The organism is Arthrobacter sp. efr-133-R2A-120 (assembly GCF_030209835.1).
Taxonomy (GTDB): Bacteria; Actinomycetota; Actinomycetes; order Actinomycetales; family Micrococcaceae; genus Arthrobacter.
Map to the genome: position 1 here is coordinate 1 of NZ_JARVRF010000066.1, position 21,041 is coordinate 21,041.

Annotated in this window: 15 protein-coding genes and 2 pseudogenes; 5 read left to right on the plus strand and 12 right to left on the minus strand. The window is 59.2% G+C overall.

What is annotated here, in order from left to right:
* Positions 1 to 205: 205 nt before the first annotated feature.
* Positions 206 to 1,366, minus strand: a complete 1,161-nt coding sequence (locus QRN52_RS22575; RefSeq protein WP_284756009.1) for an iron-containing alcohol dehydrogenase — start codon at positions 1,364 to 1,366, stop codon at positions 206 to 208.
* A 149-nt stretch (positions 1,367 to 1,515) separates the two neighbouring features.
* Here QRN52_RS22575 and QRN52_RS22580 point away from each other — a divergent pair, with 149 nt between their 5' ends.
* Complete coding sequence (locus QRN52_RS22580) at positions 1,516 to 2,409, plus strand: LysR family transcriptional regulator (RefSeq protein WP_284756010.1); 894 nt, start codon at positions 1,516 to 1,518, stop codon at positions 2,407 to 2,409.
* 681 nt (positions 2,410 to 3,090) lie between these two features.
* Here the strand turns inward: QRN52_RS22580 and treS are convergent.
* Positions 3,091 to 5,355, minus strand: a complete 2,265-nt coding sequence (gene treS, locus QRN52_RS22585) for a maltose alpha-D-glucosyltransferase (RefSeq protein WP_502869743.1) — start codon at positions 5,353 to 5,355, stop codon at positions 3,091 to 3,093.
* A 199-nt stretch (positions 5,356 to 5,554) separates the two neighbouring features.
* Positions 5,555 to 6,853 carry a histidinol dehydrogenase gene (hisD, locus tag QRN52_RS22590; RefSeq protein WP_284756012.1) on the minus strand — a complete coding sequence of 433 codons (1,299 nt, stop codon included), beginning with the start codon at positions 6,851 to 6,853 and terminating at the stop codon, positions 5,555 to 5,557.
* 288 nt (positions 6,854 to 7,141) lie between these two features.
* Here hisD and QRN52_RS22595 point away from each other — a divergent pair.
* Both QRN52_RS22595 and QRN52_RS22600 read left to right on the plus strand, forming a co-directional pair.
* A pseudogene (locus tag QRN52_RS22595) lies at positions 7,142 to 8,562 on the plus strand (aspartate ammonia-lyase).
* A gap of 34 nt (positions 8,563 to 8,596) precedes the next feature.
* Positions 8,597 to 9,565: a LysR family transcriptional regulator gene (locus tag QRN52_RS22600; RefSeq protein ID WP_284756013.1), complete on the plus strand. Its 969-nt coding sequence runs from the start codon at positions 8,597 to 8,599 to the stop codon at positions 9,563 to 9,565.
* Positions 9,566 to 9,747: 182 nt separating this feature from the next.
* Here QRN52_RS22600 and QRN52_RS22605 read toward each other — a convergent pair whose 3' ends face one another.
* From QRN52_RS22605 to QRN52_RS22630, 6 genes are all read right to left on the minus strand, one after another.
* A complete protein-coding gene (locus QRN52_RS22605; RefSeq protein WP_284756015.1) occupies positions 9,748 to 10,602 on the minus strand; it encodes a carbohydrate ABC transporter permease in 855 nt (284 codons plus the stop codon).
* Complete coding sequence (locus tag QRN52_RS22610) at positions 10,599 to 11,549, minus strand: carbohydrate ABC transporter permease (RefSeq protein ID WP_284756017.1); 951 nt, start codon at positions 11,547 to 11,549, stop codon at positions 10,599 to 10,601. The genes QRN52_RS22605 and QRN52_RS22610 overlap by 4 nt, the downstream gene beginning before the upstream one ends.
* 29 nt (positions 11,550 to 11,578) lie before the next feature.
* Positions 11,579 to 12,892, minus strand: coding sequence for an ABC transporter substrate-binding protein (locus tag QRN52_RS22615; protein ID WP_284756018.1), 1,314 nt, complete (start codon positions 12,890 to 12,892; stop codon positions 11,579 to 11,581).
* Positions 12,893 to 13,035: 143 nt separating this feature from the next.
* Positions 13,036 to 13,872, minus strand: coding sequence for a sugar phosphate isomerase/epimerase family protein (locus tag QRN52_RS22620; RefSeq protein ID WP_284756019.1), 837 nt, complete (start codon positions 13,870 to 13,872; stop codon positions 13,036 to 13,038).
* 14 nt (positions 13,873 to 13,886) lie between these two features.
* Entirely contained in the window at positions 13,887 to 15,680 is a 1,794-nt protein-coding gene (locus tag QRN52_RS22625) for a thiamine pyrophosphate-binding protein (RefSeq protein ID WP_284756020.1), read from the minus strand.
* A complete protein-coding gene (locus tag QRN52_RS22630; RefSeq protein WP_284756021.1) occupies positions 15,677 to 17,290 on the minus strand; it encodes a GMC family oxidoreductase in 1,614 nt (537 codons plus the stop codon). Before QRN52_RS22630 ends, QRN52_RS22625 begins: the two co-directional genes overlap by 4 nt.
* A gap of 289 nt (positions 17,291 to 17,579) precedes the next feature.
* Here QRN52_RS22630 and QRN52_RS22635 point away from each other — a divergent pair, with 289 nt between their 5' ends.
* Positions 17,580 to 18,257 carry a TetR/AcrR family transcriptional regulator gene (locus QRN52_RS22635; RefSeq protein WP_284756024.1) on the plus strand — a complete coding sequence of 226 codons (678 nt, stop codon included), beginning with the start codon at positions 17,580 to 17,582 and terminating at the stop codon, positions 18,255 to 18,257.
* A gap of 48 nt (positions 18,258 to 18,305) precedes the next feature.
* Here QRN52_RS22635 and QRN52_RS22640 read toward each other — a convergent pair whose 3' ends face one another.
* From QRN52_RS22640 to QRN52_RS22650, 3 genes are all read right to left on the minus strand, one after another.
* Entirely contained in the window at positions 18,306 to 18,959 is a 654-nt protein-coding gene (locus tag QRN52_RS22640; RefSeq protein ID WP_284756025.1) for a TetR/AcrR family transcriptional regulator, read from the minus strand.
* 5 nt (positions 18,960 to 18,964) lie between these two features.
* Positions 18,965 to 19,552, minus strand: a complete 588-nt coding sequence (locus tag QRN52_RS22645; protein ID WP_284756026.1) for a sugar O-acetyltransferase — start codon at positions 19,550 to 19,552, stop codon at positions 18,965 to 18,967.
* Positions 19,553 to 19,655: 103 nt separating this feature from the next.
* Positions 19,656 to 20,273 carry an HAD family hydrolase gene (locus tag QRN52_RS22650; RefSeq protein WP_284756027.1) on the minus strand — a complete coding sequence of 206 codons (618 nt, stop codon included), beginning with the start codon at positions 20,271 to 20,273 and terminating at the stop codon, positions 19,656 to 19,658.
* Between the two features lie 491 nt (positions 20,274 to 20,764).
* On the opposite strand from QRN52_RS22650, the pseudogene QRN52_RS22655 reads away from it, so the two are divergent.
* Positions 20,765 to 21,041, plus strand: a pseudogene (locus tag QRN52_RS22655) (sugar phosphate isomerase/epimerase family protein); the annotation flags it as partial.

The window sequence follows — 21,041 nt, forward strand, 5'->3', positions numbered from 1 at the left end:
CGAGCCGCAGCTGGGCGGACACGGTGCCGGTGGCCGGGTTGTACACCGGCTGGCTCCGGTCACCCGCGCCGGCGGTTTCAACACCGTTGATGAAATGCTTGATCATGGTCATGGTGGATCCTTTTCAGAGTGTTCAAGTTGGGAAGGCCGTACCGGGTTCACACCGGCAGACAGTGGTTCTTTGGTCCGGGTATTTTCAGAGGAGCTAAGAGTAGATTTCCTTGTAGATACCTTCGATCTGCTCAGTGTCCGGAACGAGGGGATTGTTGCTCGGGGAGCCGGAAGCGAGCGCCTGCTCCGCCATTAGAGGGATCTTTTCCTCCCAGGCTGCGCGGTCGATCCCAAAGGCTTCGGGTGTTGGAACGTTGAGGTCGCGGTTGAGAGCGTGCAACTCAGCCACCAAAGACTCGGCGGCATATTGATCCGAACTGCTTGAACTCACGATGCCAAGCGCCCTGGCGCAGTCTGCGTATCTTGGCGCCGCGGCCGACACCGAGAATTCCGTGACAGACGGAAACAACATTGCGTTGGCCAAACCGTGGGCAACATGGAAGTGGGCACCAATCGGTCGACTCATTCCATGAACGAGGGCCACGCTGGAGTTGGAAAATGCGATGCCTGCCTGTGTGGAAGCCAGCATCATGGCTTCCCTGGCCTTCGCGTTCGTTCCGTCCGCGTAGACGCGCCGCAAGTTTGGGCCGATAGCCCGAATGGCAGACAAAGCGAAGGCATCGGAAAAGGAGTTGGCTTTCCGACTGACGTAGGCCTCTATCGCATGGGTCAAGGCGTCGATGCCCGTATCCGCGGTCAGCCGGGGCGGCATCGACAGCGTGAGCTCGTAGTCGATAACTGCCGCCACTGGCAGGAACGAGATCCCTGCGCAGAGCATCTTCTCGTGGGTCTCAGAGTCGCTAATGATCGAGAACTGAGTAGCTTCCGAGCCGCTGCCTGCAGTTGTGGGAATAGCGACGACCCGAACAGAAGGCCCGTTGTTGTTCCGGGGCGCCTTGAAATCCCGCATTTGGCCGCCCTGGCGACTGAGCAGGCCGAGAGCCTTGGCGGTGTCAATCGCACTGCCACCACCAAGGCCGATGATGACGTCAGCATCGTGGTCCTGCACTGCTGCGACGCCCTCACTCAGGGAAGCGGTCGTGGGGTCGGGCACAACGCCTGAGAAGATCGCAGCCTCAAAACCGCTTTGCCGGATCGAGTGCATGATCGAATCAACGCTGCCTGTAGTCAGCATGAACGAATCCGTGACGATGAGTGGACGAGTTGCGCCCAGTTCCCTCAGCAGGGTGCCGACTTGACTTACGGCACCTCTTCCAACCTTCATGACTCGGGGAAGAGCGATGTTTGCGACCATGGAACACCTTCGTTTTCCGACCGCCCTCGCACCTGTGCGTCGAAGGCGGTTCCGTGTAAATATCCGTTTCAAGTTTCAGTGCGTTCATAGTCCGAATCAATGCCCAAATGTGCCACCGGCTGTGCATAATTGCACGATAAGCTAATGGGATGATTTCCGCGGATGATCTACGTTTCTTTCTTGAGGTTGCACGGACCGGGAAACTGGTAGCCGCCGCTCGAGGCCTAGGGGTGGATCACACCACCGTGGGACGGCGAATTTCCCACCTTGAGCGAGCGGCTGCTTCCCGGCTTTTCGTACGGTCGACCGGCGGCTGGACGCTCACGGACGCCGGTCAGCGGCTGGCTATACACGCCGAGGCAGTCGAGTCGTCGCTCTTGGCGGCGGCAGAAGAGCTGGGATCTGAGCCGGGCCGTTTGTCGGGAACGGTCCGCATCGCAACCCCGGATGGATTCGGAGCCTTCGTACTGAGTCCCGGGCTTGGAGGCCTAAGAAGCAAACATCCGGATCTTGCCATCGAGATCGTGACGGCGACCCGTTTGAACCTGCTTGCCACGAAGGAGTTCGACGTCGGGATTTCATTGGCCGAGCCCACTATTCGCGGTGTCTCGGCCACAGCCCTGGCAACCTACCCGCTTGGCCTGTATGCCGCACCACAGTACTTGGAATCCAATGCGACCATTGCAGTCGTGGATGACCTGCAAGACCATTCGGTCATCGGCTACGTCGATTCACTTCTGGATATTCCTGACTTGCGCTTCCTGGACACGGCGCTGCCCGGAGTCCGCCCCGCTATACAGACAAACAACATCACGGGGCAGTGGATGGCCACTGTTGCTGGCCTTGGAGTGGCAGTTCTTCCGTTGTTCATTGGCGAATCCGATCGACGCCTCGTGCGGATTCTTGCGGATACGGTTCACATCCGCAGGAAGTACTGGCTCGCGGTTCCGCGCGAACTCCAGCGTCTGGCGCGAACGAAGGCCGTCCAGAACGCGCTCTTCGACCTCGCGGCCTCCCACCCCTACCTGGAGCCGATACGGTAGGCCGGCCAATACGGCACCCACACCCAAGGAATCGAGTCCCGCTCTGCTTCGATCAGGTGCATGCCGCATCCCTTGAGCCACCTCGTCGCCCCAGATTTCATATCCTTCTGATCTGTCGACCATTGTTCGGGTGGAGGGACCATCGGCAGCTAGCCAAAGGATGGAGCCGTCCGCCGTAACGTCTTCCACCAATCCAGTGCGTGGTGGAATGTTGCGATGGCGCACTTCCACGACCTGCCCCTTGGCAAGGCCCCAGTCATGTCGAAGTCGGAGATCGCTTCCAATGCCTGCGGCGCGTGCGACGCCGGCGAAGTAGTAATCATTCATAGGTTTCCAACGTTAGGAGCCAGGATGGCCTGGCTGGGTTCTTTTGCACGCCGTATCCGTCCTCGGGTGCGACGAGGGGTGGACGGAGGCCTTGCGCAAGCGAGCTCCTACCGATCATTCCGATCTGGTGCCTGAAAACCAGATATGGCGACCCGCATAGATGGTGCTGAATAGGCTGCCGCTTGGAAGCATCGTTGACGGAGTTCGTTGCGCAGGCTCTCCGATATGGTTCCGGGCGCCGATACGTGACAACCTGGGCCTGGCAGTCTCAGTCCAGTGCAGAGGTGATGACTCATCACGACGGCGGCGCCATAGAATCTTCGTGCCCATGGGCCCCCTTTCCTTATCCCGCGCTCAGGGCGCTTCTTCTCCGCCTTTTGGTGCGGGTTCTCGAAGCACAAGAAGACTTCCCGCGAAGGCGGGAACATCGGAGTAGAAACTGTGTAGGTCATCCACTGAATTGAGAGTCTCTCCAGTAAAGGCATCCGTTACGTCGGCGCCGGGGGTCAGAAGTGTCGAGTTGACCGTTCCGGAAATGTCTTCGCCGGTGAAGTTCAGAACAGTGACCGCGATGGAGTCTGAGGGAAGCCGGTGAACCATGACGAGCATCCCTGGGTGCGAAACGTCAGGGACGTCGATGAGTTCGCCTTTTGCAAGCTGGAGCTCTTCGCGTTTAGCGAGGATGACGGACAGCTTTCGAGCAAAAGACGTCTCGTCCTTCAGCTGCTCAGGAAGCGTTGCATACAAGCTCCTCCCCTTGGGGAGACCGGATGACGACTCGGTAACACCGGGGTTGACCCCCATCAGGTCGTGCGCACCGCGGTTGATCCACCTGGTATCGCCCGTAGACACTAATTGAGCCACTTTGTCGACATCCACGGAAACAACCCCTAAGAGATCCCAGCCTGAGAGAGCAAAAACCCCAGGCTGCAACGCGTTGTACATCGATAAAAGCAAGTGCACGTCGCGGACCTGATCCACCTGCTCGGTGGTCATGGTTTCGAGGTCCCGTATGCCCAGTGCGGCCGTGATGACGCTCGCGGTGGTGCAAGCGATGCCGTTCGTGGTGAACAGCAGGTTGTACGGCGCGGCCTCTCCCGTGAGGCCGTCCCGGAGATCATGCTGGATCCGCTCAGCGACGCCGGCCCCGGTCAGGTTCTGGCCGAAGAGATTGAAGGTCTCATCCTTATGCCGGGTAGTGAAATGGACGAGTTCGTATGTCAGTTCGTCGTGGTTCTGCAGCCCATGGACCAAGGAGGCCTGATCGACGCCGGCCTCCATTGCCAACCGGAGTGTGAGGCGAAGGAACTCTGTATTTCCGGTAACAAGTGCATGGTGGTAGGCAGGTCTGGTCACGAAGTCGTAGGAGAGATCGGGTCCGTTTACGGAGGTTTCCTTTATGTCGTCGATGGTGAGGTTGAGCTCCTGGAACGTGAAGCCACCGACCTTTCGCACCATGCTCGCGATGAGCTGGTTCGCGGCCTGGGACAGGGGATGCCCCTCTGACCAACCGGGGAGTTCCTCCGCGCTCTTCTCGACGCCGAGAAATCCGTTCGCGTCCAGCCTTAAGGCGCCCGTTCCAAGATCCACCAGCGAGTGGAGCGCGTCGCCGATGACAAGTCGCATGCCTGCAAAAGTCGGGTCCAACCAGTTGATGGACGGCTGTCCGGCTTTGAAATAATGCAAGTAGACCCACCGGCGCATCGTGCCATCCGTGCCGGACACCGCCCGCGTGGCGCTCCAGTTCGTCTCTTTGACGTCGGGCTCATAAAAGATCACGCGCTGCAGTTGGCCAATAATATAGCCTGTCTCTTGAAGTGCCTTCTCGGCGTCGATGCTGATGTTGACCGAGTCCTTGCCTTCGGGGACATCCGGAAGCAGATGCCAGTCAGACTCCGGGATATGGATCATGTGGTAGATCCCGGGATAGTCTTTGTAATTCATTTCCGCCAGACGAAAGTCCGGGCCCTTGCCCGTATGCCCGGGAACGATGTCGTCAACGATCGTTGCGCCATGATCGGTGGCGGCCCTACACATTGCTCGGAATTCTTCTTCGGTCCCGAAAGACGGATCGATGGCCATGCTGATTCGATCGAAGTGTCCGTCCACGCTGGCCGTGTAGTCCCAGCCGGTGATTCCCCCGGCGCGCTTCACGGGTCCCGTATGCAGAGCATGTATGCCGATTTCCTGAAACGCATCCCAAAGGGTGGGTTGCGCCAGCGCCCCCAAGAACGATTGCCCTGGAGCTGTAATAAAGGACAAGGGATACGCGGTGAACCATACCGACGCCCTGTCCAGGGCTGAGCGGGGACTTGGATGTGCGAACGGTTTTTGCCACATGCTCGCCTGGCCGGACAGCTGCCTTGACATGGCATCGGCATCGCCGAGCATGGATTGGTTTCTCAGCCACTCAACATAGACGGCGTTCCGCCCGTCCGGGTCAAACGGCGGTCGCCCCTCATCCAGTGTTTGGCGACGGCGGGCCTTGGGACGGAGCTGACGGGGGCGGGCAGGATAGAACTGCTCGTCGTAGGTAATCTCAGACAAGGCTGCCGTCACGGCCTGGTCGTCGCTCGGTTCTTCCGCTGATTCACGGTTCATGGATTCCGGAGTGTTCATTTGCAGGTAACCTCGTCCCTTCCAGACTTTGCTGTGGCCGTTAGCCTAGGCGAAGGTGTCCGCACTAGACCATGGTTCGGTCCCACGCTGTGGAGCTTGCGCCGGGGATCCGCGCCCTCGCCATTGGTGGACATTGATGAGTCGCTTCCGCGACCCGGTCGGTGGAGCGCCTGCGGTTCGCGCTCCACCCTAGGTATCGCTAGGAAGCCCAGGACGGCCGTTCTCCTGCAAGGCGAGAGGCCCTGATGTCGCCGGAGCGTGCATGGCCTTCGAAGTTCTCCGCCCGGGCCGCCCTACCGAGTAGTTCGCCAAGTTCGGCACTGGCGGCAACCGAGGTTATCTCCTGGTAGGTTACGGTCTTGATGTATTTCCCTACCCAGAGTCCGCCGGTGTATCGGGCGGCATGGCGGGTCGGAAGAACGTGGTTGGTGCCGATGACCTTGTCGCCGAAGGAAACACAGGTATTTTCCCCCAGGAACAGCGCTCCATAGTTGATCATGCTGTCCAGTGCTTCGCGGGGGTTGGCCGTCAGGATCTGGACATGCTCGCTGGCAAACTCGTCAGCGACGGCGTATGCCTCTTTGAGGTCGTCGACCAGAATCACCTGGCCGTGATCGCGCCAAGCCACTTCTGCGACTGCGCGGGTCGACAAGCCAGCCAGTTGACGGTCGATTTCCTCGAGCACCTGCTGTCCGACCTCTTTCGAGGTCGTCACAAGAATCGCAGGAGAGTCCGGACCGTGTTCGGCCTGGCTGAGCAAGTCAACAGCGATCAGGAAAGGATCGGCCGTTTCGTCGGCGACGATGAGAACCTCGGTGGGTCCTGCGAAGAGATCGATGCCAACTTCACCGAACAACTGCCGCTTGGCCTCAGCGACGTATGCATTGCCGGGGCCGGCAAGGAAGTCCACCGGCCCAATTGTCTCGGTGCCCACGGCCAGGGCTGCGACTGCCTGGACTCCGCCGAGCAAGTAGATTTCGTCTGCTCCAGCCAAGTGCATGGCCGCAATCGAGGCGTCGGGGATTACTCCGCCAGCCGCTGGCGTAGCGGCGGCCACCCTGCGGACGCCGGCAACCTTTGCAGTCACGATGGTCATATGGGCTGAGGCCAGAAGCGGGTAACGACCACCGGGAACGTAGGCACCTACGGCGTCGATCGGGATGTTCTTCTGGCCGAGAATGATGCCGGGTTCGACCTCGGCTTCGAACTCTGTCAGCGACTTGAGCTGCAGCCGGGCGAACCTTTCGACGTTGCGCTGGACAGTCTTGATGTCTTCAACCGTCTGCTCCGGGAGCCGGTCGATAGCCGCATCAATCTCTTCCTGGGAGAGGAGAAACGATGTGGGAGACCACTTGTCAAACTTCTCGGAGTAGGACCGAACGGCTTCGTCGCCGCGTTCGCGAATGTCCGAGATGACGGTTTCGACCGTTTGCCTCACGCCCGAAGACGAGGTGGGGTCCGAGATGGTGACGTCAGCATTCTTGAGGGAAGTGCGCAATGGTTTTCTCTTTCGTTGCTGGAGCCAGAGCGCAAGTAGTGCGTGTGCTCCTCGTTACTTGGAAATCACTCAAGCATAGTATTAAGCTTTAATAAACAGCAGAGTTGGAAGCATTTCCTTATCCTTCGAGATCCAACCGTAGCATATTGCTAAAGTAAATGCTAGCCTTTCTCCATAATTCAGAAGGTTTACTTATGAATGCACGGCGCGTCCGCACCAGGCCTGGATGTTCAGTCCTGAACTTGTGACGCCCCAGTAACAGCCAGTCTCGGAGTTAGGTGATGGATCATGGATCAGGAACAGCGAACGCGCGTAGAGACAGACCTGTTGGGTGTCCGTGAGGTCCCGGCTGAGGCCTATTGGGGAATCCACACGCTCAGGGCAATGGAGAACTTCCGGCTGGGCGGGGAAACGGTGGGTAGCGCGCCCGGGCTCGTCAGCGCAATCGCAGCGGTCAAGGAATCGGCGGCAAGAGCCAATATGGAACTCGGATTGCTGGACCCGAACTTAGGCGCCGCCATCGTTGCCGCTTGCCAGGACTTGCGATCGGGAAAGTTCGACGACCAGTTTCCGATTCCTTTGATCCAGGGAGGCGCTGGAACCTCAACAAACATGAACGCCAACGAGGTCATCGCCAATCGCGCGCTGGACCACCTCAATGAACCAAGAGGCTCGTACGGTCTCGTCAGTCCCAACGAACACGTCAATATGGGCCAGTCGACGAACGACGTCTATCCAACCGCCTTGAAACTTGCCACTATCCACGGCTGCCATGCCCTCGTCGGCGCACTCGAAAAGTTTCAGACCGCGTGTGAACGAAAGGCGCGGGAGTTTGACCACATTCTGAAGATGGGGCGAACCCAATTGCAGGACGCGGTACCCATGACATTGGGCCAGGAATTCAGAAGCTATGCCGTCACCATCAGGGAGGACGTGGCGCGGCTGACTGAGGCCGTGGTGCATCTGCACGAAATCAACCTCGGGGCGACGGCGATCGGTACCGGATTGAACGCGCATCCCCGCTACGCGTCGATAGTTAGAGAGAAGCTTGAGGCAGTCACGGGATTGCCCGTGACAATCAGCCCCGACCTGGTAGAAGCCACTCAGGACTGCGGCGTCTTCGTTCTGGTTGGCGCCGCAGTGAAAAGGGCAGCCGTCAAGTTGTCCAAGATCAGCAACGACCTTCGCCTCCTGTCTTCCGGACCTCGCGCCGGGTTCGGCGAGATCAACCTTCCTGCCCGACAAGCCGGTTCCAGCATCATGCCCGGGAAAGTGAACCCGGTCATCCCTGAACTGGTGAACCAGGTCGCATTTGAGATCATGGGCGCCGACGTAACAATATCCCTCGCTGCGGAAGCAGGACAGCTGCAACTGAACGCCTTCGAGCCGATCATAGCCTCGAGCCTGTTTCGAAGCATTAACCACTCCGGATAGCGGCAAACACGCTCGCGGACGCTTGCATCGACGGAATCACTGCCAACGAACAAACACTCCACGACCATGTCGCTCGGAGTGTCGGCGTCGTCACGGCTCTGAGCCCCTATTTGGGGTACCACATGTCCGGCGAGATTGCCGCGGAAGCACTGCGCACCGGCAAGGCCGTTGTTGATCTTGTGTTGGACAGGGCACTCCTCGACCCGGAGCTCCTGGGCCGGCTGCTTCACCCACAGGCAATCGCCGGCGGTGGCATCTTCCCGGGAGAGCAGTAGAGCATCATCTACCCGTGAGCTATAGGATTGACTTATGACCTTGGCCCAACTTGAAGCATTTGTGGCAGCAGCCAGCGGACAGACTTTCACGGCTGCCGCTGCCGAATTGGGCATGAGCCAGCCGGCAGTGTCGGACCTCATCCGCCGGCTGGAAACAGAGTTTGGCGTGCCACTGTTCAACCGCAGTGGCCGGGCTCTCGTACTCACGGCGGCCGGTGAGCAGCTGTTGCCCTACGCGGAGCAGACCATTTTCTCCGCCAAGCAGGGCACCGAAGCAGTAAACGCCCTACTTTCCCTGGGCGGTGGTACCGCAACGTTCGGGCTCCTGCGAAATGCAGAGTTCTACATCCGTCAGGATCTGGCCAAGCGCTTTCGCGAGAAACACCCGAATGTGCGTATCCGCCTCGTGGGTCAGAATAGCGCCGAAACAGTCAGCGATGTCGTTTCGGGACATCTTGAAGCGGGCCTGGTCACTTTGCCGATTGATGACGATCGCCTCGACGTACTTCCCCTGGCCCGGGATGAGGTGGTCTACGTCAGTGCCGTTCCGGAGCGGGTCCAGACACCCCCGGATATCGCCGCGATCTGCAGCGCTCCCCTGATCCTCTACGACGCTCACTACGCTCAGACAGATCCCGCCCGAAAGCAACTCTCTTCCCGGGCTCGACTGCGTGGTTTGTCCCTTAATGCTGGCATTGAAGTCGAGTATCTGTCAGCTGCGCTGTCGCTGGCTGCGGACGGATTCGGCGACACGATAGCCTGCAGGGCTTCGCTTGAGTCCGAGGTCTTCCCGCGTGGGCTTCAGGCTGTCTCCTTGGCTGAGCCAATGTTTGACACTCTGGCCCTCATCAAGAGACGCGGGCAGCTTCTCTCTCCGCCGACCAAGGAGATGGCCCGTTTGGCACATTCAGCGCTTATTGACCACCAGACCTCCGACCATGGCACGGCCGAAATACTCGATGGCGCGCGCGACATTGAAGCGTTTCTGACCGAAAGTCACTGACGACAAAAGTCCGTCGAGTCCAGGTCCGTACTTCTCCGCCGCCGATATCGTCACTTTCAGAAATAGGAGTGGCCGGCATCTACTCGATGCCGGCCACTCCTATTGAGACAAGCCAAGTCCTGCAGGAACATAGGGTGGTCCTGGTACGCCCAGCCGACCTCCGCGCGAAATGCGGGGAACCCTTACTGGCCCGCCAATGATCCCGCGACACCTCCGACGCTGAAGAACTTGTTCAGTGTCGCGAAGATGATCGTGGGTGGGAGCAGCATGATGACGGCAACCGCCATAACGGATCCCCAGTCGGTCGAGTGCTGCTGAAAGAAGGTCTGGACGCCGATCGGGAGCGTGAAGGTTCCTGCTGAGCGTAGGAAGATCGATGCGACAAGGTAGTCGTTCCAGGCCATCAGGAAGGTGAAGATGGCTGTCGAGAGGACACCTGGCAGCGAGTTCCGGAGCACGATGTGAAGGAATCCTTTGAACACCGATGCTCCATCGATCCATGCAGCCTCTTCGAGGCTCCCGGGGATCCCGTCCATATAGGAGGCCATCATCCACGTCGCGACGGACATGGAACTCGCGACATACAGAATGGTGATCCCGACGAGATTGTCAGCCAGCCCGATGTGGGAGAAGAGGATGAACAACGGAATCACGGACGTGATCACAGGCAGGGCCTGTACGACGAAGAGCAGGAGGGAATAGCCTCCGACGAGCCGGCCCCTCCCTCGCGATAGAACATAGCCGGCCGGCGCCGCGACTGCTACCGACACCACGACAGTCGCCAATGCAACCTGGAGACTGTTGACCAGCCAGGCGACCGTGCCGCTGCTGCTCAGCACGTTGGCGAAGTTTTCCAGGGTTAGGGAGCCCGTCCCATTGTTCGCCCGGAGGGAGAGGCCAACGGTTCCCGCAATGGGGATGAGGGCGAATGCTGCTAGTGCGACAAGGATCGCAAAGCGCAGCCATTGCCCGCGACTTCCTGCTTCGATGGACCGCCGTGGTGTTGCGATCTTGGTTCTGAGTGTTGCAGTGGTCATTGTGAGGTCGACTTTCGGATCTGTCGGAAGAGCAGCACGGCCACAATGGCCAATGCAAGGGTCATGAGGAAGGCGATGGCAACGCCCGGGCCTGTCTGGAAGTTCTGGAATACGGTCTTGTAGGCCAGGACAACCAGGGTGTTCGTCGCGCCGACCGGGCCACCATGGGTGAGGAGATACACGGTCGGGAAGTCGTTGACGCAGAAGATCGCCATCAAGACCCAGGAGATGTACGTGGGCTTCGCGATGATAGGCAGTGTCATGTAACGGAACTGTTGCCAGGCGCCGGCGCCGTCGATCTTGGCGGCCTCGTAAATACTTTCATCTACGGAGCTCAGAGCCGCGCTCATCATGAGCATCATGAACGGAAAGTTGACCCAGATCTCGAACAGACAGACCGTGATCTGGGCGCCAAGCGGATCGGAGAGGAAGATGGCGTCCCCGAAGCCCAGCGCGTGGAAGATCGTCGGGACAGGGCTGGAACTCGTTCCTATGAGCCAGTTCCAGGACATGGCCGAGACGACAATCGGCACAACCCACGGAAGCAGGAGAATTGTCTTGAGGAGCCCTTTGGCTGGAATCCGGGTACGGAGCAGGAGTGCGATTGCGATCCCGATGATCCAGCTTCCGAAAACGCCCGCGACCGCGAAGACAGCGGTAAATCCCGCTGCTCGCCAGAAGGCAGGATCGGCCAGGACTTTTGCGAAGTTGTCAACCCCGACAAACTCCCCTGGTGAGATCAGGCTCCCGTTATGCAGGGCCTGAAAGGCAGCGTAGGCGATCGGGTACGCGTTCGTGAGGATGAGTATGACGACTGACGGCAAGATCAGGAAGAGCTTGGTTGCAGGCGCGCGGCCGGGAGTGCTCCTTCGGCGGCGGTTCAGCGGTTCGTGGGTCGGCGTCCTCACCGTCAAAGGTAGTTCAGTGCGGCGAACGGAGGTGCTCATGGTGTGTGACGGCTTTCGCTATTGCTTCGCTAGGAGATGGCGGCCTTGATGTCGCTCTCAAGCTTGGTCAGGATGGTCTTGGACGGGGTTTTTCCGGCGAGGACGGTCTGGCAGAAGTCCGTCATGGCCTGGCCGCCGTCAATGGTTGCGAGCTTGGCGGTAAGGGCGCTCGATTGAGCCGCGGTCGTCTTGCAAATCGGCTGCCATTTCTCGACGACGGCCGTGTTCTGTGCGTTTGCTTTGAATTCTGGGATCTCGGTGATGGACTTCAGGGCGGGCAGTCCCTGCATGACGCCTTTCTGCCAGAGGGTCTTCATGTTCTTGATGTAGTACGAGGTGAAGGCTTCAGACCCGGCCTGGGATGGTGTGTTCTTGTACATCATGATGTTGTTCACGTAGTACAGTCCCCCGACCTCGCCGCGGTGGGACTTGAGGGGGTCCGTAACGAGGACGTCCTTCTCGTCGCCGACGACGTTGTTGAATGCCGGGCTTTGGAACCCGAGGGCTACCTTTTTATTCGTCCAGAGAGTGGTGAGATCGTCGTCCTTCATGCTCACGGAGCCTGGATCGACGAGACCTTGCTTGACCAGCTCGGTGAGGAAATCAACTGCCTCCGCATTGCGGTCATTGACGATGTCGAGGTCGCCATTGGAGTTGAAGAGGCCACCGCCGTTGTTGATCATCAGGCTCAGCACTGCCATGGGTCCGTAGTTACCGCTGCCGCCGCTGATGCCGAAACCGACATAACCTTTGGCAGAAGCCTTCTTTGCCACGTCCAGCACGTCATCCCAGGACTGCGGCGGCGTTGCTCCGATCTGGTCCAGGATCGACTTGCGATACCACAAGACTTGGACGTCGAGGTTCCACGGGATTCCGACGTAACCGTCGGAGGTCTTCATGGCATCAAGTGTGTGTGGGAGAAAGTCGTCGTAGGTGCCGTCCTTCTTAAAGGAATCGATGAGGTTGTCGGCGTAGGCGATGGCACCCTGCTTCGCGAACTGGAAGGCCTGGAATCCACCGCCCGTTGAGACGGCAGGGCCTGTGTTGGAAGCGATTGCGGAGGAAAACGTCTGGTTGAATCCATCCCAGTTGACCTGCTGATAGGACGCTCCAGGCAACCCATCGCCAGGCTTGTAGGCCTGGGTTAGACCTTGGGCCGCGCCCAAGTAGTCCTGATTGCCCCACGGCATATCCCAGAACTTGATAGTGCCACCGCCACCCGCCGAAGCGTTTCCGGCACCGCCGGCGGCGCACGCGCTGATGGAAGCGGTGAGGCTAACAGCCCCCGTGAGGGCGAGGAAACCGCGACGAGACATGGCGGTGGGGGGGAGTATATTCTTCATGGCTTCTTCCTTTTTGCTGGTTGAGGCGGGGCGGGATTGGTCATCTTTGTCCTTGGTTTTCCCGCCTCGCGTGGACATCTGGGTCCGGCTTCGACGACCGCCGGATGCGCGGATCCGGCGGCCGGATCAGGGACCGATCTCTGTTAGGTGCGCACTTTTGAGATCAGCTCGCTGAGGTAGCTGTAGCTCTTTACCGCTGCATCGAGCGAACCGCACTCGACTGAGAGGACCACATCGTGGTCAGCATCCGCGAGGGTGCGGACGATCCGTTCCCAGTCGATGACCCCTTCCCCGCAGGCGCAGCCAAGCATCCCGCGGACCTTGCCGCGGTATCTCTTGGCATCCTCGACTGAGATGTCTTTGGCGTGCATGTGCGTGACGTTTGACACGATGTCTTCCAGCCAAGCATGGGGATCATTTTCACTCAGGTAGCTGTTCCCGGTATCCAGATTGATCGTCAGGACTGGCGAGTCGATCAGCTTCATCAGGCGGTCCAACCCGGCCGGTGTGGCCGTGTAAGGACCATGGGTTTCGATCGCAATTGCGATCCCGCGAGGTTCGGCGACGAGGGCTGCCTCCTGCAGGGTGTACTTCATCAATGTGAAGTTCTCCTCCTCTGTGGTCCACGTCGGCAAGGGCCCGTCGTCGACCATGATCATCGGCGCCCCGCACTCCGCTGCGTACCGGATGGACTGTTTGAGGTAGTCCACGGCGATGTCGGGTTTGGCCAGGGGGGCATGACTTGAGAGCGATGAAATCTGAAGGCCCCGGCTCTCAGCTGCTTGCTTGAGTTTGAGCGGGTCGTCCAGCATCGAGCGGCTGTGGAAATAGCCGGCCTCGCTGAGCAACTCCCGGCCCCAGTGGACCATCGGTTCGACATAGCGGTAGCCAATTTCTGCTGCACGGTCCATCGCCCAGTCAAATGAGCCGTTTTCGTATCGTGCAAATTCGAGGTTGAGTCCGAGCTTGATGTCACCCATGATGTTTCTCCTGGTTAGAACCCGCGCTGAGCGACGTATTCATCACGGGTGTCACCGTGGTAAGCCGGAACGGTGATGTCCCACCAACCGGTCGGATGCATCTCAGTCCACGGCAGCTCGGTGGCGCTCATGGCCTCAATGACGACCGGACCGTCGGTGGCGAAGGCACGTTCTATCGCCGGCGCGAGCTTTGCGGGGTCTTCGATCCGCTCGGCGGTGCAGCCCAGGGAACGTGCGAACTCGGCAATGTTGGCAAAGTAGGGCTTCCCGTCAGGAGTGCTCCAATTCGTGACCAAGCGGCGCTCAGCGCCGAACAGGCTGATCTGAAGATCCTTGATGGCTTCCCAGCCACCGTTGTTCAGAACGACGACGACCAACGGTGTGCCGAGCATCACCGCGGTGGACAGCTCGGTGCCTGTCTGGAGGAAGCTGCCGTCCCCGACCATCGCCAGGACCGGTGTCCCGGGAACTGCGATTTGCGCGCCGATGGCAGCCGGGAGGCCGAAGCCGATTCCTGACATGCCGCCGGCCACGATGTTCGTCTTAGGCCCGTAGATGGGGAATTCATTGAATGCCTGGTTGGCCGGATTGCTGGAGTCGGTAACCAGAATGCCGTCCCGGGGCAGTGCCTTGCGGATTTCGACCATTGCCCGTGAATTGGTCATGGGGAGGTAGTCGGTTTCACGCATCGGCCGCAGGTGTTCTTCCCACTTGGCCTTGAGGTCCTGGAGCTCGGCGAAGTACTCGGTGCCGTGGTAGTCGTGTCCGTCGCCCAGTCCATCTCGGATGGCGGCCAGGGAAGTCTTGGCGTCGCCAACGATTCCGACCTCAACCGGGTAGTTCCGGCCGATTTCGAATCCGTCAATGTCAATCTGGACGAGCTTGGTGATGGACGGAATGTTAAAGGTGACGCCTTCCTTGTAGGAGGACGTGATGCGGTCACTGAAACGGCAACCGACGGCGAGAATTACATCGGCCGTGCGGGTGACACCGTTTCCCGGGATGGAGCCCATGTCGCCGCATGGCCAAGCGTAAAGTTCGTGATCCGCAGGGAAGGAGCCTTTGCCCATGAATGAGTGGGTGACCGGAGCGCCGAGTCGTTCAGCGATGGCACGAAGTTCCTCGCTTGCCGCGGCAGCAATGACACCGCCACCGGCGAGGATGACGGGCCGTTTGGCAGACTTGAGGACTGCCACGGCGGCGGCGATTGCCGTGGCGTCACCGGTTGCGCGGGTCTGGGCGCGGCGGGAACCTGGTATGCGCTTGTAGTCGCCGTATTCGGCCTGCAGGTCCTGCGGGACGTCCACCAGCACGGGACCGCGCCGCCCTTCGTACATCGTGTTGAAGGCTTGGTCCATGACCATCGGGATCTGCTCAAGGCGGCTGGGCTGCCACCAACGCTTGACGACCGGCTCGGCCATGCGCGGGAAATTGTTCCCGTGCGGCCTGTCGATTTCCTGAAGGACTCCGCGGTTTTCCATGTAGGTGTGGACGGCGCCGGTGATCAGGATGAAGGGCTGCGAGTCCGCGAAGGCGGTGACCAGGCCGGTCAAGGTGTTCGTTGCCCCGGGTCCGATCGAGGTGCAGACTGCGGCGATCTTGCCAGAAGCGCGGTAGTACCCGTCAGCCATGTGGGCGGCGCCTTGTTCGTGCATGGCGGGGATCACTTCGATCTCGTCTGCACGGTCAACGAAGGCGTCCAAAAGTGCCGTGTTGCCGTGTCCGGGGACGGCGAAGACACGCTCGACGCCTTCTCGGATGAGGCAGTCGACAATCATCTGTCCACCGGTCAGCTGCTGATCAGTCATTTGTTCTTACTTCCTGTAAATACGGGGGTTAGCGGTAGGAGTTCGGGGTCGCGCGTCTCGGAGTGGCGCAGGGCTGCGCCGGGCACGATATGTTCCGCGACACGGAAGGCATTTGCGGCAATGGTCAATGCCGGGTTCATCACTGGAAGCGAGGGAAAGAAGGACGAGTCGACGACGAAGAGGTTCTTGACATCATGGGTCCGGCAGTTGGGGTCGAGCACGGACGACCGCGGGTCATCGCCGGCCCGGATCGTTCCGGCCTGGTGGGAGTTCACTGCAATACCAGTGGTTTCACTGAAGGTCAGTGGATAGCCCATCTTATGGAGAATGCGTTTCATCTCCTTGACGAGGTGTTGGTGTGCCCGAACGTTGTTGCGCTTCCAACTGATCTGGATGGCTTCGTCGTTCCTTAGGGTCACCCTGTTTTCCGGATCCGGAAGATCTTCTGTGAAGAGCCACCAATCCATGCTGTGGCCGGCCGCAATTTCAAGGGCCCATTTTGGAATGAGCGGCTTCTGACCGACCAGCATGGCGCCCTGGAGCTTGCCGATCAATTGGACGTGACCGAGCGGGTACGGAAAATCCGCGTTGCCCTTCAGGTAATAGTCATTGAAGTAGAGCGTCTTTTGGAACTCAACTTTGTTCCTCCTGGGGTGCAAGGCGATCATGATGCTGTTGTTGTGCACCATGTAGTTCCTGCCGACCATTCCCGAAGAGTTGGCGAGGCCGGTGGAGTGTTTGTCCGTGGCGGACCGGAGCAACAGCGCCGCGGAGTTGACGGCGCCGCAAGAAACGACGACCTTTCCGGCCTCGACGACGACGGTCTTTCCGTTGTGGACGATCTGTACGCCCGTGGCGGTCTGGCCGGATTCGTCGGTGAGCACCTTCTCGGCATACGCCTCGGTCAGCAGTTCCACGTTGCCCGTTTGAAGAGCCGGTCGTACACACGCGACGTCGGCATCCATTTTGGCGAGGACGCGACATGGGAAACCGTCGCAAGTGCGGCAGCGGATGCAGGCCCCGCCCTGGCGCCAGTCGATTCCCAACGGGATACTGGACGGAGTCAGTCCCTGTTTGCTCAGCCCATCCGCAACTGCCTGCACCTCAGGTTCGTGCCCGATCGCAGGGTAAGGAAAGGGCTCGTCGCGTGGCAACGTGGGGTCATCGTGTTGGTCTCCATGGACCTTGTACACCCTCTCTGCCCGGGAGTAGTAGGGTGCGAGGTCGTCATACGTGAACGGCCAAGCCGGTGAAGTACCGTCCTCGTGTTCGCTCGCGACAAAATCCTCGCGTCGAAACCTCACCAAGGATGACCCGTAAAATTTCGTGTTGCCACCGACGTAGTAGTACGTGCCAGGGCTGAAAGCTTCTCCCGCGTCGGAGTACCACTTTTCAGCATTTTTATACCGGCCGTGCTCAAACACGGCGTCCGGGTCCCAGTTCTGCTTCTCCTGCGGAACGAACCCTCCGCGCTCGATGAGCAATACGCTGACACCAGCGTCCTTCAATGCGTAGGCCAGCGTACCGCCGCCCATGCCGCTTCCGACGATTACGACGTCGTAGCTGGACTTTGCAGGGCCATCGATCTGCAAAGAAGTCTCAACAGTCATTTTGGAATTTACCTCTCGGTTCTGGCCATTGCTAGGCCGGGTGCGTGAGTCTGGACCTGCCAGCGGACTACGAAGTTATGGAGTAGGTCACCACTGAGAGTCACATCACCTATAAGTAAGAGTACACGGATTGTGTATTTACTCAAGCATGAAGTTTGGTTAGAGTCTCCCGGTAGGCGATTTTCTGCAAGTTGGGACGCTCCTCACGTGGCCCTGCTCACATTCTGTTCCATTAGTGTACGATCGTACGCATTAGAAATCTAGTGCACGATCGTACACATAGGAAACAATGTACGAGCGTACACATTGGGAGGGTGCAGAGTTGATGGATATACAGGATCCGCCGGACCGTTTTCCCGCTGATGTAGAGCGGTCCGCCCGTTCGGATGCCACCTTCCGAATCCGACGTTTTGATCCGGATCGTCGGAATCGGATTATTGACGCAGTGCTCGCGGTCATTGCCGACAGCGGTGTCGCCGGCACTAGTTTCCGGAAGATCGCTACCCGGGCTGATGTTCCCTTGGGCTCAATGACCTACCACTTCAGCGGCATGCACGAGCTCTTGGAAACAGGGTTCGAGCGCTTTGTAAGCCAGTCCCTCGCCCGGCTCGAGGACCGGCTACAACCAGCACGAGATCATCATGACGCAGGCAAAGTCATCTTGGCCATGATTCAAGAAGATGCCACCGCTGATCCTCCGCGATACATGGCCCTGTCTCGCGAATTTCAGGCTTTGGTCATTCGTGAGCCTGCCTTGCGCAACATCGCGAATAAGTGGGTAGAAGGTAGCGCCAAAATCCTGAAACGGTACTTCGACCCAATAACGGCGGAGATTCTGGAGATTCTCATGGACGGCCTGACTCTTCGTGGGGGCGTTGCCCCAAATGACGGAGAACCGCTTGCAGCCGACCCGGTAGCAAGAGTCATCGCTGGCTCGTGGTCCTTGGACCCATCGCGTAATCCCTAGGTGCGCGGTGGCCGCAGCTTGGCTTGCCTTTCAACGCCGCGTCGCCGACTAGCCGCCAGAAGTGCGCAATCGACGGGCAGGCATGGACACTGCCGGATGAAGCTCGTCGGAAAAGGTGATCGAAGCGTCAACCGGCGAAGGCGCTACCGGATGCAACGGCGCTTCCCTGAGTAGCTTGTCGACGGCGTTCGACACCAACTCGCGGTCGTCGTCGCGCGGTTCAAAGGCTCGATGGATTGAAAGTCCTTCGACGAGCGCGTCCAGTTGTCGAGCCACATCCGGGTCGAAGTACCTTTCAAAGGCACGGCGGCTGCGCATCATCCAATCGTGAGTGAGGTGCCGGAACTTCGCTTGACGGGCCGCCAGCGTGTAGAGCTCCAACGTCAGAACGAGAGCGTCCCGATCGCCATAGGTATCCTGCATGATCATCTCGACGACGGCCTCCTTGACCGCATCAATCGTCGAAGCCTCGTTCATTCGCCGCTCGAAGCGGTCGCTGATACGGGTGGCAAAACGCGTGAAAGCTTCGTGCAGAAGTTCGTCCATTCCCGCGAAATGATAGGTCATGGACCCCAACGGGACATCTGCAAGGGCAGCCACTTTCCGATGTGAAGTGCCAGCCACGCCCTCGGCAGCAATCAGGTCCAATGTCGCTTCAATGATTCGGTCACGCCGATCCGGATCAACCCGCCGTTTAGCCATTTTCCTTAGCTTTCAATGGACTTGATGACTTTAGCCGGTATCCCCACGGCTACGACATTGGGAGGCAGGTCGCGGCTGACGACTGCCCCGGCACCCACGACGGTGTTTTTGCCGATCGTTACGCCGGGAAGGACGATGACTCCCCCGCCGAGCCACACGTTGTCTTCGATGACAATCGGCTTAGCCGATTCCAGCTTGTCCCTTCGGGGTTGAGCCGCCACGGGGTGGGTCGGCGTCAGTAGTTGGACGTTCGGGCCGATTTGGCAATGGCTTCCAATTGAAATCGTGGCCACGTCAAGAGCAGTGAGGTTGAAGTTAATAAACGTGCCCTCACCGATGCTGATGTTGGATCCGTAGTCGACGAATATTGGTGGCCTTATATGGGCACCTTCGGCCAGGCATCCGATGAGCTCATGTATGAGCGGCTGAGCCGCATCAATGTCCTCAGCGTAGGCAGATGCATATGCCCCGGCCAGGCGGATAGCGCGCTGCTGTCGGGCGAGGATCTGTGGATCATCGGAGATGTAGAGATCGCCCGCGAGCATCCGTTCGTGGTTGCTCCGGGGGTCGTCTCGGAAATACTCGGCCGCCATGTGTACAACTGTACTAAAGAATGGCCACTCGGCGTGGCGGACGAGCTCGCGCGATGAGAAGCATGCCCTGGACTGGGACTACCGCAATGCCTCCGGCCCCCCATCAGGTTCTGTTCGCCTCGAACATCTGGCTGAGCGCCTCGCGAGATGCAAACAGGTGGCCCCGGAGCCCGGCTTGCTGGGCAGCTCGGATATTTTCCTCTCTGTCGTCGATAAAGAGGGCTCGGTGGGGTTCAATCCCGAGCTCGCGGACACACCATGCGAAAGTTTCCCGTTCAGGCTTCGCATATCCGATCTGATAAGACAGTCCTCGGACTTCGAACAGGTCGAGCCACCGGTGCCTTCGCAGAAAGTATTCCCCGATCTCCCGCGGAATGTTGGAGAGCAACGCGAGACGTCGGGTCCTGGACAGGTCCTCCAACAGGGCGATCATCTGATCATCGACGACGGACCAGCTGGCGATGTCGTGGTCTATGAGTTGCCCAATCCGGTTCGGATCGAAACTCGCAGCCAATTGGCCAGAAACGGCGGTCCAGTACTGGGTGCCGGTGACCTCTCCGCGATCATACGGCGGACGTTGGTTCCAGTACGCCGCCCAAAAGTCTTCCTCCGGGACCCCTCCGGTGGCCAATAGTGCGTCCCTACCTTCTTGACTTTGATCTTTGGCGATCACACCGAAGAGATCGAAGATCAGTACATCGCTTGAATCCTGTACGGCCATAGCCTTTGCTTGCCTTTCAACTGGGAATCGATGGTTCGGTTGAGCAGGAGACATCTGATGCGGGCGGTTCACCCAAGAATGCGCTCACGTGACGGCCTGCCGGGCAGCGGGCTGAATGCCCCGGCAAGGGCACATCAATCAGGCGCCTTGCTCGCCAAATACATACTTTGTTTCAAAGAGTAGACCGTACGAGTTTCAAATGAAAGTCAGCTATGATCGTTCACTCCTCACTTTGACTCGGCGTCCAGCCTCGGACGGTTCGCGCGCACTCCTGACAGCAGGGTTTGTGGACGATCGTACGCATCCAGAGGATTCATCGAGTAGCATCCATCTTTTGCTTGCCAACTATCAAAAGTTTCCCTTAGTCTTGAGTTGATCTTCATAAGTAAGTCTTTTGTACTTTCGGGGCCGTCCGTCTTCCAACGTCCCGTCAGAAGACCAGGCGTCAGCAGCATGGCCTACGCCCCTCCAAATCAAAGGAATCCGTCGCAATGAACTTTTCTGTCCAGCTTTACAACGTGCGCAGCGCTGTCGAAGACGACCTTCCCGGCACCATCCGGCGCCTTGCGCAGATCGGCTATGACCAGATTGAGCCCTATGACTTTATTGCCCGCGCTGATGAGCTCGCCCGTGCCTTCGCCGACAACGGCATTTCTGCTCCAACGGGGCATGCGCCGCTGTTGAGCCAGGACCAGGATGAGATCTTCGCCGCCGCGAAGGAACTGGGCATCTCCACGGTCATCGATCCGTACCTGCCTGCCGAGCACT